The organism is Vibrio owensii CAIM 1854 = LMG 25443 (genome assembly GCF_000817815.1).
GTDB lineage: Bacteria > Pseudomonadota > Gammaproteobacteria > Enterobacterales > Vibrionaceae > Vibrio > Vibrio owensii.
The window spans coordinates 24,397-39,288 of the sequence record NZ_JPRD01000015.1 but is presented as its reverse complement, the minus strand read 5'-3'; the positions used below and the strand labels follow the sequence as shown (position 1 = coordinate 39,288).

Annotated in this window: 19 protein-coding genes; 1 reads left to right on the top strand and 18 read right to left on the bottom strand. The window is 40.6% G+C overall.

From position 1 onward, the window contains the following. Window positions 1-94: 94 nt before the first annotated feature. Complete coding sequence (locus tag H735_RS08645) at window positions 95-292, top strand: hypothetical protein (RefSeq protein WP_020194216.1); 198 nt, start codon at window positions 95-97, stop codon at window positions 290-292. 12 nt (window positions 293-304) lie between these two features. Here H735_RS08645 and H735_RS08640 read toward each other — a convergent pair whose 3' ends face one another. The 18 genes from H735_RS08640 to H735_RS08550 form a co-directional block, all read right to left on the bottom strand. Then, window positions 305-661 (bottom strand): hypothetical protein, encoded by a 357-nt coding sequence (locus H735_RS08640; RefSeq protein ID WP_020194215.1) that lies wholly within the window; start codon window positions 659-661, stop codon window positions 305-307. Window positions 662-992: 331 nt separating this feature from the next. Beyond that, window positions 993-1,586: a hypothetical protein gene (locus H735_RS08635; RefSeq protein WP_020194214.1), complete on the bottom strand. Its 594-nt coding sequence runs from the start codon at window positions 1,584-1,586 to the stop codon at window positions 993-995. A gap of 191 nt (window positions 1,587-1,777) precedes the next feature. Next, window positions 1,778-2,593, bottom strand: a complete 816-nt coding sequence (locus H735_RS08630) for a hypothetical protein (RefSeq protein ID WP_020194213.1) — start codon at window positions 2,591-2,593, stop codon at window positions 1,778-1,780. Window positions 2,594-2,867: 274 nt separating this feature from the next. Then, window positions 2,868-3,122, bottom strand: a complete 255-nt coding sequence (locus tag H735_RS08625) for a hypothetical protein (protein ID WP_020194212.1) — start codon at window positions 3,120-3,122, stop codon at window positions 2,868-2,870. Further along, the gene (locus tag H735_RS08620) at window positions 3,112-3,306 is read right to left on the bottom strand and encodes a hypothetical protein (RefSeq protein ID WP_146043665.1); all 195 of its coding nucleotides are present in this window, start codon (window positions 3,304-3,306) and stop codon (window positions 3,112-3,114) included. Before H735_RS08620 ends, H735_RS08625 begins: the two co-directional genes overlap by 11 nt. 26 nt (window positions 3,307-3,332) lie before the next feature. Continuing rightward, the gene (locus tag H735_RS08615) at window positions 3,333-3,686 is read right to left on the bottom strand and encodes a hypothetical protein (protein ID WP_020194210.1); all 354 of its coding nucleotides are present in this window, start codon (window positions 3,684-3,686) and stop codon (window positions 3,333-3,335) included. Between the two features lie 17 nt (window positions 3,687-3,703). Then, a complete protein-coding gene (locus H735_RS08610; protein ID WP_146043664.1) occupies window positions 3,704-3,976 on the bottom strand; it encodes a hypothetical protein in 273 nt (90 codons plus the stop codon). Window positions 3,977-4,068: 92 nt separating this feature from the next. Next, a complete protein-coding gene (locus tag H735_RS08605; protein WP_020194208.1) occupies window positions 4,069-4,443 on the bottom strand; it encodes a hypothetical protein in 375 nt (124 codons plus the stop codon). A 234-nt stretch (window positions 4,444-4,677) separates the two neighbouring features. Further along, window positions 4,678-4,893: a hypothetical protein gene (locus tag H735_RS08600; protein ID WP_020194207.1), complete on the bottom strand. Its 216-nt coding sequence runs from the start codon at window positions 4,891-4,893 to the stop codon at window positions 4,678-4,680. A 34-nt stretch (window positions 4,894-4,927) separates the two neighbouring features. Beyond that, complete coding sequence (locus tag H735_RS08595) at window positions 4,928-6,319, bottom strand: DNA cytosine methyltransferase (protein ID WP_020194206.1); 1,392 nt, start codon at window positions 6,317-6,319, stop codon at window positions 4,928-4,930. 162 nt (window positions 6,320-6,481) lie between these two features. Next, on the bottom strand, window positions 6,482-6,751 hold the full coding sequence (locus H735_RS08590) for a hypothetical protein (RefSeq protein ID WP_020194205.1): 270 nt from the start codon (window positions 6,749-6,751) through the stop codon (window positions 6,482-6,484). Window positions 6,752-6,866: 115 nt separating this feature from the next. Beyond that, the gene (locus H735_RS08585) at window positions 6,867-7,373 is read right to left on the bottom strand and encodes a hypothetical protein (protein WP_020194204.1); all 507 of its coding nucleotides are present in this window, start codon (window positions 7,371-7,373) and stop codon (window positions 6,867-6,869) included. Window positions 7,374-7,930: 557 nt separating this feature from the next. Then, window positions 7,931-9,943, bottom strand: coding sequence for a hypothetical protein (locus H735_RS08575; RefSeq protein ID WP_020194202.1), 2,013 nt, complete (start codon window positions 9,941-9,943; stop codon window positions 7,931-7,933). 128 nt (window positions 9,944-10,071) lie between these two features. Then, window positions 10,072-10,953, bottom strand: coding sequence for a DUF4942 domain-containing protein (locus H735_RS08570; protein WP_020194201.1), 882 nt, complete (start codon window positions 10,951-10,953; stop codon window positions 10,072-10,074). A 113-nt stretch (window positions 10,954-11,066) separates the two neighbouring features. Then, window positions 11,067-12,458, bottom strand: coding sequence for a sensor domain-containing diguanylate cyclase (locus tag H735_RS29605; RefSeq protein WP_152447564.1), 1,392 nt, complete (start codon window positions 12,456-12,458; stop codon window positions 11,067-11,069). Window positions 12,459-12,658: 200 nt separating this feature from the next. Next, the gene (locus H735_RS08560) at window positions 12,659-13,030 is read right to left on the bottom strand and encodes a hypothetical protein (RefSeq protein ID WP_020194199.1); all 372 of its coding nucleotides are present in this window, start codon (window positions 13,028-13,030) and stop codon (window positions 12,659-12,661) included. 58 nt (window positions 13,031-13,088) lie between these two features. Further along, complete coding sequence (locus H735_RS08555; protein WP_020194198.1) at window positions 13,089-13,739, bottom strand: LexA family transcriptional regulator; 651 nt, start codon at window positions 13,737-13,739, stop codon at window positions 13,089-13,091. A 325-nt stretch (window positions 13,740-14,064) separates the two neighbouring features. Beyond that, window positions 14,065-14,736, bottom strand: coding sequence for a porin family protein (locus H735_RS08550; RefSeq protein WP_020194197.1), 672 nt, complete (start codon window positions 14,734-14,736; stop codon window positions 14,065-14,067). Between the last annotated feature and the right edge of the window lie 156 nt (window positions 14,737-14,892).

Here is a 14,892-nt window from a genome sequence, read left to right as displayed (position 1 = left end):
TGTCATGCAGTACGCTGTAGATTGTTCTGTAACAGAATAGTTCGTGCTTTTAGAATAATTGAAACGCCATTATCAGAAGTATCAAGGATGTCCTATGAGTTTTGAACGAATCGCAATCACTAAGCTCAATCAGTTGTTAGATCATGCTAACTTCTCTAAGGTCACTTCAGTTGCAGAGGATAAAATTGTATTACTGTTTAACGCAAACCGCATTTGCGAGATTGATAAGTGGGGCCGAGTAACCTGGCTCCAGTCAGATGATTTTGATACCCCCCCACCCAGCGAAATCTAATCCTGACATTGACTAACCAGTGATGAACGAAGGTATCTCTCTTGAGGTGAAATCACTCGAATTTACTTGTTCATAATATTCGAAATAGAACCCCAAATGACCTACTTTAAAGCCGTTCACTCCGTAGCGTTTACGAACTTCAGCAATGTACGCTTTAAAATATTGTGCTTTATCTTGAGGCATTTCAGCCACTATGTGATTGAGTGTTACATTATCAAATTTCTGGTATTGATTTTTAATAGCCGGCTTGACTTCATTTTGTTTGTTGGAGTCTAGCTTCTTGATGATAAAAACACCAAAGAACAAAAGCATTACTAAACTCATAATTAGTCCAGCTTGGTTACTGATAGATTCGAAAAGAGTGCTCAAGACTTACTCCTTAGTTATTTCGTAGATGCATAGAAATTGTTTTAATCAAGTTTAGCTTGTCTGTTTTTGCGGTTAAACATTGTTTAGAGTAGGTTTGCACAACTCAGAAGCAATGTAATTGGGTAGTTCCGTGCATTTCACGGAACTATAACCTTATATACTAAGCTACCACTGGACATCATAAAGCACTGTAACAGGCGATCTGATCAGAACCTCTTTAGGTGAGCAATGTGATGTACCTTGCTTATCTTAATACCAGTTTGGCTTTGCAGCTTTAATTGGTTCATTTTTTCCCATAGCTATCGACCGCAGGCAATCATTTGTTTTCTGGTTAATCTAGCACCGGTATATCATTTTTTTTCATGAAGTCTTCAATTTCATTGAAAATATCAACGGATTCAGCTGATTGTTGTGCGGCGGTTCGAATCTTGTTGGCAACTCGAATGCACTGAAGGTGGTCATCGACCGTTTTGGAAGCTAAGGTCGTAACTCTATCAGCGAATCCGCCACAACTTGAGTCAAGCGCTCCTTGTATGAACCCGCTCATCATTGACTTCAAAACCTGTATCTGAATTTCAGTTTGTGCACCTTTTAGTATTGGTTCTTCGTAGCCTGAATCTCCAGTATTAACGGAAAGTGGTTTATGTTGATTTAGCATCTTGTAGTCTGCGCTGAAGGTTACTGGTTCAGTCATGTGAACAAATAATTCGTCTTCGGATTGACAAACCTTTTGGCTCAGCATTACCTCTTCTTTCCAAAGATCCACTTCACCTATATATTGGCACTTCGTACTTAGATCTTTGAAGATAACCATCTGGATAAAATCTTTGCCAGATTCAGGCTTTTTAATGGTGTTCATCAAGGCAAGGCCACTCGCTTGTGCAGTTCCAGTAATCAGGAGCAGCGATAAAATCCACTTCTTCATTTATTTTTCCTCTTCAATGTGTTTAGTCCCCCGCCCTTACTGGCGAAAGATAGTCTTAAATTAAGCTTGAACCTTAACATCAATCTATGATGGTAAATCGACCACGCTCATTAATACACTTAGCGAAATCGTCAAGGCAATAGCAATCATCGGGTTCAAACTGACTTACTATTGCTTTGTGTCGTCTTGTATTATCCCTTATCGCATCTCAGGCTTTCTGAGAACTCAAAGTTGTTTCTGGCGAATTCCAGAATCTCACCCTCTGTTGGAGGTAATAAGAGTTCTTTTGGATAGAATAAAATCAGTTCATCCATACTACGGTTTGATTTATTGAAGTAAGCTTTGTAGATCTCCACCCCTTCTTGCCATCCGTATGCCACGAATACCGCATATCCAAAATAGGCTAGCATCCTAAGAGTTGACCTTTGGTGCTCCTTCACCGCCCTACGAGCTTCTGATGATGACTTAAAGTACTCTATCGGTTTTTTGAACTCAATATACAAGCCACTATAACCATTCGATGGTATAGAGCATTGTGTATCAGGCCATCCTGGACGCTGTCCCTCAGCCAAAAGCCTCCATCGGACGCCCTTATCCCTAAGTCCACCATTTGGCGTAGCACAGGTCATTAGGTATTCCATCGGAAACAACTCGAAAATGACCGAGAAGAATATCGTCTGATCGTAGTGTTCGCGGTCTTTGTCAATCAGTTCAGGCTTAGCCTCTAGCCTCTCAATTTCCTGCTTATGAGGATTCTCGCTTATTTTACTTTGAGGATCACCAACCATCTGATTTAAACGCTTGGTATCAATGCGGCCATCGGCAGTTTTGATATTATCTACTTGGACGCTAGATAATGAGCGAAACCCGGTTTTGCGTCGTTTCTCGTGACCCGAGTATTTTTCTGCACTTGACGTTTGTTGTGCTGACGTGGATTTAACTCGACTTCGACCATAGCTCGATTGTGCAAGCAATGCCAAACGGTCTTCTTTAGGGAGTACTGCCATAAAACTCATTTGTATTAAGAAAATGTCAAATGCATTGTAATATCTACCTGAAGACCTCTTGTGTTCAATGTGATTAGATCAGCGTTATCATGGTGGTTGAAGAGCAGTGCTTTCAATGGTTCGATTGTTATAGGTAATGAAGGAAATAGATAATTGATCAAACTAACTAAGAAATTTGATTTGGATGGTCTCTAACTTTGGTAATAGTCGCGTTAAATAGCGAAAAGCGCTTTAAAGCGCTTTTTTGAAATAAATCTCTTGAAAAATATTTTGCTTATAACTCATCATACTCACTCAAAAGCGATTCATTTAAAGCTTTTTCAGCCGCATCGAGTGAATCAAATCGATGATCTCTTAAAAATTCTTCTGTTCTATTCGATGAAGACGGTTCGAAAGACCATTCCCCATTCACAGATAGACAGTTCCCGTGCAGCCTTACAGCGTATAAACAGTCTGGTCCAGCGTTTTTAACCAGTTCAATTCTGGCATCAGATTCAGAATGTTTCCATGCAATCGCTTTAAGTGCCAATTTTCTCTATCTCCGTTGATTTGTTTTCTTCAAGTTGATTTTCACATTTCCCCATTGGTAAAGAACATTCATTTGAGGAAGGTCGGATCTTTCCGCAGATAGCGGAAATACGCCGTCCTTTGTAAATTGCATTATCAACTAGACCATTTACTTTACATTTGACGGTGTGAGAATTTTCACTCATCTGTTGTTTTCCTTTGGCTTTGAGCATCAGTATCTGTTTTTATGGTCAGTACGTACTTTTCCTGTTTTATCAAAGGCATTATCGAACAAGCCTCGATTAAAATCATGGTTTAATTGACCTGCATTCTTAAAATCATACTGACTGTAGTTAGCAAGCATTTTAACTGGTGTTACGCTTAGACTCTCGCAGCACTCTTCACTGAAACCATCGTAATTTCCATTTGGAAAAATGAGGCTTACACCGTGATGTTGTCCACCTAGGAGGTAATTTTCGTATACTAACGCAAATGAGTTCGCCTCATTCCCAACACATGGGCGCTCAACTACACAGAGCATTCCTACAGGGTACGTTTCATGCATCGATTTTGGTGAATTTTTCATAAATAACTCCAGGATAATTACCTAGTATTTCTACGCTCAATAACCCATCGTAGTTCCTTAACCATCCCGGGACCGTCATCTACATCAATATCGTGCCAGTTAACTGAACCAAACAAATCTAAAAAATCCTCATCAGATTCAATGCCGTCTTCTAAACACATTTTAGTCAATTCAGTCAGTAGATTGGGAACTGTTTTACCTGCGGTCAAAAGAGCATTCTGTACTTCCAATTGGCTCTCTAACTGTTCTACTTTGCTGTCAAGATCTTCAATTAAATCTGCCGCTTCCACGTATCTCTCGTGCCTTTGCATTTGATCAACAGGCCCATTGTCCCAGCAGTCGATTGGTAGTCTCAATACCCCGAGTAACATTGTTCGTGACATTACTTGATACCTTCTCTAATTTGCTCGAAAGGGTAAGGTGTCCTTCTGTCTTTTAGTTCCATATCAGCCCCGCACTGCTTGCAGATCTTATTGTCTTTGGCACATTCCTTACAAATGACATCAGTTGCTGTAGAACCGAATCGCATAATGTCTTCACAAATTCCACAAGGGCGTTCAGTCATAGATGCACCGCCAATACGTATATTGCTCAGGTAGTGGCATGATTTGCAAACGCACTCTTTTTCTCGGAGTTCTTTGTCGGGATCATCTGTAAGTCGTTGAGCTCGATTCAGGGTTTCATTGATACGATCTCTAGAACGTTGGTTTTTATGAAGAATCGTTGATTTATTGATACTTTCCTTTCTTTGTTTCATTGCTCTCTCCGTATCCTGTTGGTACTTTTTCAATGTACCACCAGCTTTAAACAAACTATTGTTTAAAGTCGTTAGATCAAATGTCTAGGGTTTGACGACAATCTCGATAAGATGCCAGCATTTGCCATCAAAATGCTCTACGACGGTTTGTGCTGTCGCTCCCGTTTTTTTCATACTTAGAATTTCAATATTCAGTAGAAATAATCTATTGTGGCAAAAGCTTAGGGTGTTGATTTATCGATTAGCTAGTTCCTTGTATAAATCAATTTTGATTTGCTCAGCTGTTCGAGGCTTATAGCTATCTGGTAATTTGGCTGGGTTGCCCAACATTTTTCGAGTTTCTTCAACAAACAGTTCGAACGCCACTTTTTCTTCGCCATTCAGTACCAAAGTCTTGATATCTTCTTTAAGGCAAGCAAGGCTGTCGTATAAGTTTCTTTGTTCTGTCATAACTCTTCCATATTTGTTAATTCAATTAGGTATTCTAAACGAATAGCGGAGCAAACTTCTTGAGGTTGTTGATGTACTGACCCAAGAAACTAAACAAGTTGAACCATGCCTTAGGTGATATCCCGTTCCCCAACATGCGGTGAACAACTGATCCGTTCCCACGTTTGCTTACTAAGGGGTGCTCACCTTTAGTAACCGAAGATAACACTTTTGCTAGTTTGCCAGGAATTTGCCTAATTCGAGCGTGCTCGACTGTAGTGAACAGGCGTTGCTTACCGTTACCTGCATTCTCAATCATAGGAGAACCTATACGTGGTGAAGCGTAACCAGCTGTGATCGCTGCTACTTTCGTTTCTGTTCCGTAGTACACATTGTGTTTGAAGTTTAAGCGTTCATCTTCAACCTTTTTCTTAACATGAAACATGTCTTTCCATGCCTTCGAATCTTCAGGTACATCTTCCATGATAGATGAGATTGGGCTGCGCTGTACAACGTCAGGAGCTTGGAATTCACTTAAACAGAGGTCGGGAAGGCCTTCAGAAATTGCAATGATACAAGCTCGTTTACGCTCTTCGAAGTCACCATGGTCATAACCTACAAGTTCAGTTTCTTCAAATTTGTAGCCCTTCAGCTCACGCTTCATTAGATCAAGCGTTTCACTCTTAAGGAATGGCACGCTATTCTCAAAAATAACAATAGCTGGATTAATAGTCTTGATGGCGTTAACTAACGGTATGAATAAGGTGCCGACATCTGGGTGTTTTAGGTCTCTACGATCTTTCGGGCAGAGTGTGGATTGACCCACGCACGGATACCCAACTTCTAGGATATGCGTCCAACGCAAATCTTCTGGTTCTAAGTTCCTTATATCTTCGGCCACTGCCAACGCATCAATTGCTGGCTTTTCCCAGATTGGATTACCCTCCAATTGCAAAGACAAGGCGAGATTGTTTATGTCGTTTGAAAAGGCTATCTCGCTATCAATTCCTTGCTGACTTAAACCTTCTTTTAATTGATATGCCAACATCCCCAACCCAGAGCAAATGCTACCCGTGCGGAATGGAGTGCCATTTGAAGCTGCTTTTAAAAAGCTTTGTTCACGCTCCAGTCGCTTTAATTCACCAGTTAGAATGGAGATTACGATTCGTCCTTGTTCAAACGTTACACGGACAGTGGAGAGCCCTTTTAGAGATTTTGACAGAGCCTTGTTCTTCAACTCTACAAGTTCACCTCTATCTGTGGACATTACTCCGTTATCCCCCAGATTTGCCAGCTTGAGGGTGACGCGGTAACGGGAGTAGTCTGTAGAGTATCTAGCGCCGGCACCAAAACCTATCCGGCGAAGTTGTGACGCATTATTGATGTAGATCCTTGCCGCGCCACTTAATAGTTTTTTAACCGAGTACGTACCGATAACTTTAACCATAATCTGAGTTCATTCTTTTGTTGATGATGGCTCAAGGTACCCCTAACCAAAGAATTTACTGTTCAAATTGTAAGGTGATCACGTAAGGTAAATTCATAATTTCTATCGATTCACCTTTGGTTAGGTTTATCCTACATTTTCAGACAATTATACCGTTCTTGTTCAGGTGCACTTTGAGTAAGCGGCTTTCTGCTCGCTAGTCAATTCAGATTCATGTAAATAGCTACCCTGAATAGGAGGAGGGGTAACTAGCTTTGGTGTTTCTCCAGGTTTGTTCGGTAAGCCACTAGGGTGGATGAGGCCAAACACATCACCATCCTCACATAGTGCCCACACAGCCACTCGGTACACGGTATATTTCTGTGGTTCATCATTTTGATTTTCATGAACGAAATACCAGCCTTCAGCGGGTAAGATTTGTTTATAATTCATAACGGCTCCTACTTTGGATTTTCTCGTACTTTAACCGATTTCTAGTTACTTGCAGACCACTAACACTTACCGTCGAAGTCGCTTCCTTTGCCTGCTAATATATTACTTTATCCTATCAATGAATCGTTTGAGGCTTTAAAAGCGACTTAACCAATTTATCTATTTTGCGTTTTTGAGTATACGGCAGTCGATTGTATGGGGCTAAATCAAAGAGATCGCTTAGATCACCACCAGCATCACCCACTTTAGTTGGGTTTACTGGCCTCTTTGAGCCATCATCTGATTTTTCAACCATCCACAGGGTCACATCTATCGAGTTATTAGTGTTTACGCTGAACATTACTCCTTCTTGGCTACAAAGCTGCTCTGTTGGTTTGATTCCGTTTGCAGCACCCATTTGGACGGTTGCTATGAATGTGTAGTTGACAGCCTCAAGTTTTTGAATCAGCTTTCTAAGGGCAATGATACAATTACGCTTTTCTGCTTCGTTCGAAAATGGGACCGCAAATGCCCTTACTTCACCACCTTTAGCTGTTATTACGCAGGTTGGCATTATATCTGCTCCCTGACGGAACCGAAATTCGATATATTCTTTCTGATGTTCTTGATTACTAAAGTCCATGAATCTTTCTCTTGATAATTGTTTCTGTCAAAGTCTCTTCTAGATGAAATCCACTAACCATCGAGTTTGTCATGTAGCGCCCTCCTCCTGCGACACCAAGAGCGAGTGCGCCATTCATTTCAATTGGCTGATTTGTTAATTCACTTTCAAAAAGCCCTTGTGATCAGTTTCCAAAATACGTGTTTTGCTTGGCAAGGCTGTAACAATCGACTGCGTTACTTTTCTGTACATGACTATAACTGACTTATTGTTTACAGTTACCTTATGTACGGATTTATGTGCATTAACTTTGTACAACCATGTATGTGTGTCGCTGTTATTGATTTGAGAAAGCATTTCGAAGTACATTGGTAAGTCCAATTCTAATCTGTACCTCTCCTTTAACCGAACTTTAACATGATTGTAATGCATATGCCTGGCGGTCTGCTCCAATGCAGGATAGCAATCAGAGCAATACAATTTCTGAGTCAAAAAATCATAACCATCAGCTATATTTGAGCATTGCCAACATTTACCACTTTGAAGATTTTGGACTTTAAATATATTGCTCATTTATTTTACCAAGCGCGGTTGCGGTAACTATCTTCTTCTTTAGTTCTTAAATGAAGCTCATGCGCTTCTACAAAGAACTCCGCCCACAGTAAGTTCATACTGATGTTTCGGGCATAACCTTTTCCAGCTCTATCTTTAACAACATCTTTTGGTAAAACTCGAGTCAGAACGTTGTACTCGACGTTATCTTTTAGATAGTCGCGTACCGCATAAACATAGCTACCGAGCTCCCTACGTCTGAAGTGAGCATGTAAATTCCACATGTACTGCTGTGGAAGAGAAAAGCTGTATATGTTTTGGCGTTGCCAGTTAATTACCGCTTGATGTAATTCAGCTTCATGATCACAAACCATGGTAACAGGAGTGTCGCATCCATTCGGGCATTCGATAACGCACTTCCAATTATCACCTGTTCTCGTGATCATCCTATTTGGCACTGATTCGCAGTGCTCGCACTTAGCTAAAAAGACGTCACCGGGTCTTGGCGTTTTGATTTCATTTCTTTCAACCATCGGATAGTGTTGTCTATGTTCCCGGTACAGCTGCGCCTGTAGTTGCTTGAACCTTTCAATTTGCTTCGGATCAACGTTACTGTACTTTTGTTGGAGAGCTTCTGTGCTTCTCTGTCCTTTATTCGCCCTTTGCAGTGTTCGATTGATATAACCTTCTTCAAGTGCTGATTCGACTTTTGAAGCCATAATTGCGAGGCACAAGTGCACTAAATTCTTATCTTCATTAGTTGGGACGACAAAGTTCCAATTGCCCATCTGAACCGCATAGTAGTCAGGTAAGATAATAAAACGACATACCTTTTGCTTTCGCCATTCAATTAGGCGTTCAATACATTTAGCAGGCGAGTTGAAACTCTTTCGCCCTAGTTGGAGCAAAATTGTATCCAAAAGCGTGTTTATGCTCGCGAATTCAAAGTTTTTTGAATCCTCCGGCATTTTCCAATCGAACTGAACGTCGTTATTTCTTTGTACGATTTTCTGTTTTTGTAAGTACCCTCGGTAAATGTAATTCGCAGTCGCTAGATAGGTAATTGCATGTCTCAGTTCATCGTAGTTAGCAAGGTTAAATGAGATATTCATTGGATTGAGGGGGAGACCATTAATGTCGCTCGGAATGCTTAACTGAAGATAGCTAGATTTCTTTTCAGTTTCGACGATGAAAGGTGCAAAAACCTTACCTCGGGTATTCTTATTTGCTCTAGGGAACCCTTTAAGACTTTCGACCATGTTATCTTCGCTTAAGATAACTTTTGGTTTACGAGACAGAGTCTTAGGTTGAAGTAAACTAACAATTTCATTGCAGATTTCAATAGCACCTTTTTCGGCATCAGTACCTTTAGGTTCTAGTTTAGTTGCAGGTTGAAACGATCCGTACTCGAAAGTAAATAGATGGCTTAAATCAACAATATTTTCCCCTTGCGTCTCCATGAGGAATTCTTTTTTAGGAAGGATTGCTTGACTGGCTTGGTTAGCCTCAATAGTTGTGATTACAGGCCTAACGTTGTCGATCTCATCAACGCACTTATCCCACAGGTCTATATTCAGTTTAATTTTATCAGCAAGCACTGGCGTAAGGCTCGATAGTTCTTTTTGAGCAAGCGCTAGAAAGTCTTGGGTTTGTTTCTTGTTATACAAGCTGGCAATCCTGTTATGGTCTAATCGCCACTTTTCATATCTCTTTCTTAGATCACTTAGCCGTTCTTCTCTAGATGTGTATTGGCTGTGATAGGCAGTAATTTGACGAACTTTTCTTCCCTTTCGGCTTCTGATAGAACATCGACTGTGTTCGGTCTTTTTTTGCTCAGAGACGGAAAAGTTGTCTTTTGTAAATTCCTTTACGACAAGTCCATTAGGTAATACGCCTTTGGTATAACGTTCATTTCGCCATGCTAGAGCGGCGGAAAGTACGCAATCGTACTTAGATGCTGCAAAAGATTGGGTTACTTTACCTATGCGAACTTGGAGTCCAGTAGGGATTTCGAATATATTTAAAAACTTTTGTGTCATAACGCCTTACTAATCCTGTTCTTGAAAACGTAAATGTAAACGTCAAATCTTGTTACCAACGATTTCCAGGTTAAAAATCTACAGTTTGTATTCCATTAAATGAATAGCATAATATACGAAGACAATTGCTATGTCTGCCTTTCCGGAAGTGCCATAGTGCTTTCAGAAAGCAGCCTATTAAGCTCATTTACCATTTCATCTGGTAACTGAACATGGCACGTTTTCTTTTTGAAGAAACGTAGATGTATCCCATGAAGGTAAATATCTTCAATCAATGAAAGATCATCACCGGCTTCTTTGAACGCCTCTTCAAGCTCTTTCCAGAGAAAACTACTATGTACCCCTAAATCAGAACCGGTTACTTTTGTTTTGAATATTATACGGGCCAAATAATCTAGGATAAGCTTTAATGGACCATCATCAGGCTTTAGCTTGTCACCATACCAGATATAAGAATTTTCAATAACAGTCCGTTTTTGGAACTTAAACTTATCGTTGCTGCGGTAGCTGATGGAAAGATCAAGAACTGTGTCGGCAAGAGCATTTACACCGATGGCAGATGAATTATTCAATAAAGTCACTAGTGTTGCTTCCGCGTTGGAACAATTGAATTTTAGCGGATTAGTAGCGGCATCATTACGGAATTCTTTACGTTGCCGTTTTGACATCAACCCGTAAACTCCAGTTCGGTTCATCAAAACATCCCATAATTCACTATCGACAGTCTGAATGACCAATTTCTTCAAGTCAGATTCAGACTTCTTCGCGAGGGTGCACGCCGAAGGCAAAGCTCGACTTTTTGTGTTTTCACCAATCTTGTCAGCTAGGGCAATAAACACCCGATCAAAAGAATCAATGAAACTTCGGTTGTAGGTGGGAATCAGACTTTCAATCTTATTGGCCGCTTCCATAGCAACGCGGACTTGGCGAATTGATTCCAAATAGCTCGAGATCAATACCTCTCTTTCTTGCACTAACTCTTCAATTAACTTGCTTTGGACGGGTAACATAGCAGCAACCTATTACTAAAGACCATAAGATTTCCTACGGGCAATCTTATGGTCTTCTGTTGTAATTGTTTGTTAGCTAGTAATTTGATCAAGGTGGAAGTGATATCAATATCTTAGCCGAAAGATTTGACTACGTTGCATCCTGATTTTTTTGCAAAATACAAAGCTTTGTCGGCATCAAGCATCAACTCTTTAAATGTTGACTGATGCTTCAGTGTAGCAACACCTACGCTTACCGTAAGGTCAATCATTTGTCCATTTATGACAAGGGGCGACCCATTCAATGAAGCCCTAATCCGCTCAGCAAGTTCCTCGCCCTTTACAGGCCCCGCGCCAGGAAGAATGAGAGCAAATTCTTCACCTCCAAGACGTCCAAATAAATCTGTGCCTCGGACAGCGTTCTGACATATACGTGTAAAGTGCTTCAAAGCTTCATCACCAGCTGAGTGCCCATAGTCATCATTTACGGCTTTGAAATGATCCAGGTCGAAGATTAACACAGACAAATGATTCTGCTGCTGCGATTGTAATAGAAACTCTTTTTCGCCAGTTTCCATAAAAAAACTTCGGTTCGCGGCACGAGTAAGTGGGTCTGTCATTGCTGCTTTTAGAAGCTTTTCTTGGTATTTAGTTGTATCTCTGTAGTTCTTATTTAAGATCAAACGCGCCAGAGAAACTATAACAATTAACAGTGATGCAAGTATCACCACTAAATAGGGGGTAACGGTATTCGTTACACGAGGTGGTTCCCAATAGACAAAACCCACCCCCCCTACAGTCCCATAACCATCGAGGCTCAGCGAATCGTGTTCTATTTTATCGGTTGAATATCGCAACTCGGGCAGTTGGTATTTTTTACTAATTTCGTTGAGATATTTTTGCGTTAAAGCTTTACCCAGAACTAAGTGTGAACCATCAATCGTATTTTCTGATTTTTCATCACGAAATGGTTCCGCAGAAACCAAATAGACTCTATCATCTTGTTTTGTAAAGAAGGGTATTTTCTGTAATGTACGCGAGCCTCGATGGGTCGCCATAAGCCTTTCAAGTAAAGACGAGTCAAGAATGCTTCTCTCAGCACTTGGACCATGTAGTTTGCTGCCTGCCAGCATATGCACTGTCAGATCTTTTTCTATTGCTGCCACGTAACTCAGGTTATAAGCGGGCAGAAGGTAGTTTTTGTATGTTTTATCAATCCATTTTTGGTCCCTGTTGACGACCGTTGATTGATACGACTCATCCCAAAACGAATACTCAACATTTAATGTAAGCAAACTTTCCTTTTCAACATTGAAAGCAACTTCAACACGCTTGTGAACGTCCTCAGCGGCATTCTCATCTAGCACAGAAATAAAATGAACTATCAGGCTTGCAATCAGGATTATCGTAGTGATGATTAACCAGGTTAGTGAGGATATAAGAGCACTGGCGGAAAAATTATTTTGTTCACGCATGATATTTACCGTTCCCTCCTTGCTGAAAATATCAGCAAAATCAATACTCAATCAACGCTCTAGAGCCTAACACAAAACAAAAGTTGAGTGAGCTCGTTATGGTAATGTTAGGCATCAGACCATCAGAAATGTGACATTCGCGTTCAAGTATGCATTAGCTACTTAATTTGAAATCAATCATTGTCTGTGGGTTTGAAAGTCAGTTGTAATGCCTTTCCGAACACCTAAACTGATAAGATTGTGAGCCCTTATTATCTGTCATTTCTTATCATGAACTGAGCCACAGCTTGGCGACAACGTCTAACCTCCATATTGCTGCTCATAACATCTTGCTGCTTCAATCCATTCGCTGTCCCATGTTTAATTACAGCCTTGCCATTTTCTATTGATAGGTTTGGAAGTGAAAAGTCTGACTTTAACTGTTCTACTATTTCAGGGGTAAGGCCTTCAACCGTCACATCTAAGGTTGATTCTTGATAGGTACCTTTATTTATAACCCTACCGCATACCTGATCAGCGGTTTCGTTGACACGATTCAATAACTGGCTATTGAACGCATAAACTGATTGCGTCGTAATTAGGGTCCCAACTAAGATTAGTAAACTTTTTTTAAGTATGGTCATTTGCCTGCCTTTGTAGTTAAGTCGGATGCAAAGCATCCGCACATTTTAACTCAATCAACTAGCTAGTTTGCATTAACTCAGTTGAGTTGATCGGTGAGATAGTACCGACAACTACCCCTCCCAATAAGCTTTTAAAATTTGGTTTGGAAGGTATTTCTGTATGCTTGCTTTTGAAACTAAACGTGTCACCGCTACTTTCTACAATGGTGGCTCTGCCTTTTTTAAGGAAAACAGGGGCATTTATAAAAACTATCGTTCCTTCGGCTCCCACACCTTCGACACGCTTGGTTAGTCTTATTGCGTAGTGTGGCGGTTCGCTGAACAAGCGAATATCAACCTTGATTTCCATTTCAGCTTGAAAACTGTTCTCAACTAAAAAAACTGGCACTTTATAAACACTCTTAGGTACCATATTTCTGGACTTGGTCTTCCTTCCATTGCCTTTATGGACAGTAAGGTAGTTAGTGCACTCCAATGCATCGATGTCACGCCATAGGAGCTCTACACTACTAAGGTTTAATTTTTCACAAATCTCGCTGCGTGTGGGGCTAAGTTGATTTTCCTTGTGCAAAGTTCTAATTGTATTCAGTAAAGTCAGTCTGCGCTCTGAAGCCTTTAGGAAATAATGTAACTTTATTCGTTCTCTAAACTCACACACATTCATAAGGCAATAATTTAACGAATCAGTTAGTGTTGCTGCAGTTGTCATTCAAACCTCTTCAAAGTTAGAGTTTCTATTTAAAGGGATGCAATTATAGTTTTTCGCGTTCTTTCACCATTTGGAGTGTATTTAGATCATCAAAACTCAAGCAGACCGCTGTGACGCCCTAACCTTTCCCATTTGTAGTTGAAGTCATTGCGGAACGATTGCCTAATCACTAGATGTTTTTTTGAACATAGCGAGCTGCTAATCCGATATTGCCATTGTAGGAACACCAGATTCATCTGTTCCTTCACTCAAAAGGACAAAAGTACTTAGGCATTAGATCCTTTGCAGTGAGTTTTTGCTTGCTCTCCGACTTTAGAACCATCAATTAGAATAAATAAAGTGATCCACCAGCAAAGAATCCGGAAACAGTGCTTTCAGCAGGTACATTTAGATCACCGAAGTTTTCAAAATCAATTTCTAACGAACGATATCCTGCCTGGAGCTCTAACCCCAAAGGACCCAATTTAAAGGGATATTTCCACCCGATCTTATAATCCAGCTGACCTGACCCAAAAAAACCTTGACCAAACAGACGACCAAATGTTGCTTTCGAACCAATTTCGAATGCACCATAGAAATGACCAACCATGTCGTCTAAATTTTTATGTTCACCAGCCCACTTGGACGTTCCCTGCACTTGCGAAACCCCGCCACCAACACTCAATTGTCCGTAGCGCGTTCTGAGCGGATTGTAGTAAAGGCTGAAGTCATTCTTTGAGTACTCTAAAGCATTACCATTTACTTCTGTGGTCGCAGCACGCATATTTGGAAGAATTCGTGTTCGTGGTGAAATTGAAATGCTACCTACGTAGCCAGAGGAGTCTTTCCCATCACTTACTCCGTTAACTTCATAATCTTGATTCCAGAAGCTGTACTCAAACCCACCACGAATGTTCAACAAAGATGCACCGACGCCGACTGACCCAGCTGCCAAACTTGTAGACGAAGCGAATAATGATGCGCCCACTGCGCACACGGTTAACAAAGTCTTTTTCATAAAGATCACTTTAAGGTTGTTAAGCCTGCAATGGACGTAGCAGTCCAAACCCAATAATGCATAGGCTAAACGTATTTAAAAAGGGTCAGCCAATTGGTGGCTGGGAGAGTTCGTATTGTAAACTAAAGACTTGTGATAGTTTAATTTTTTGTAATT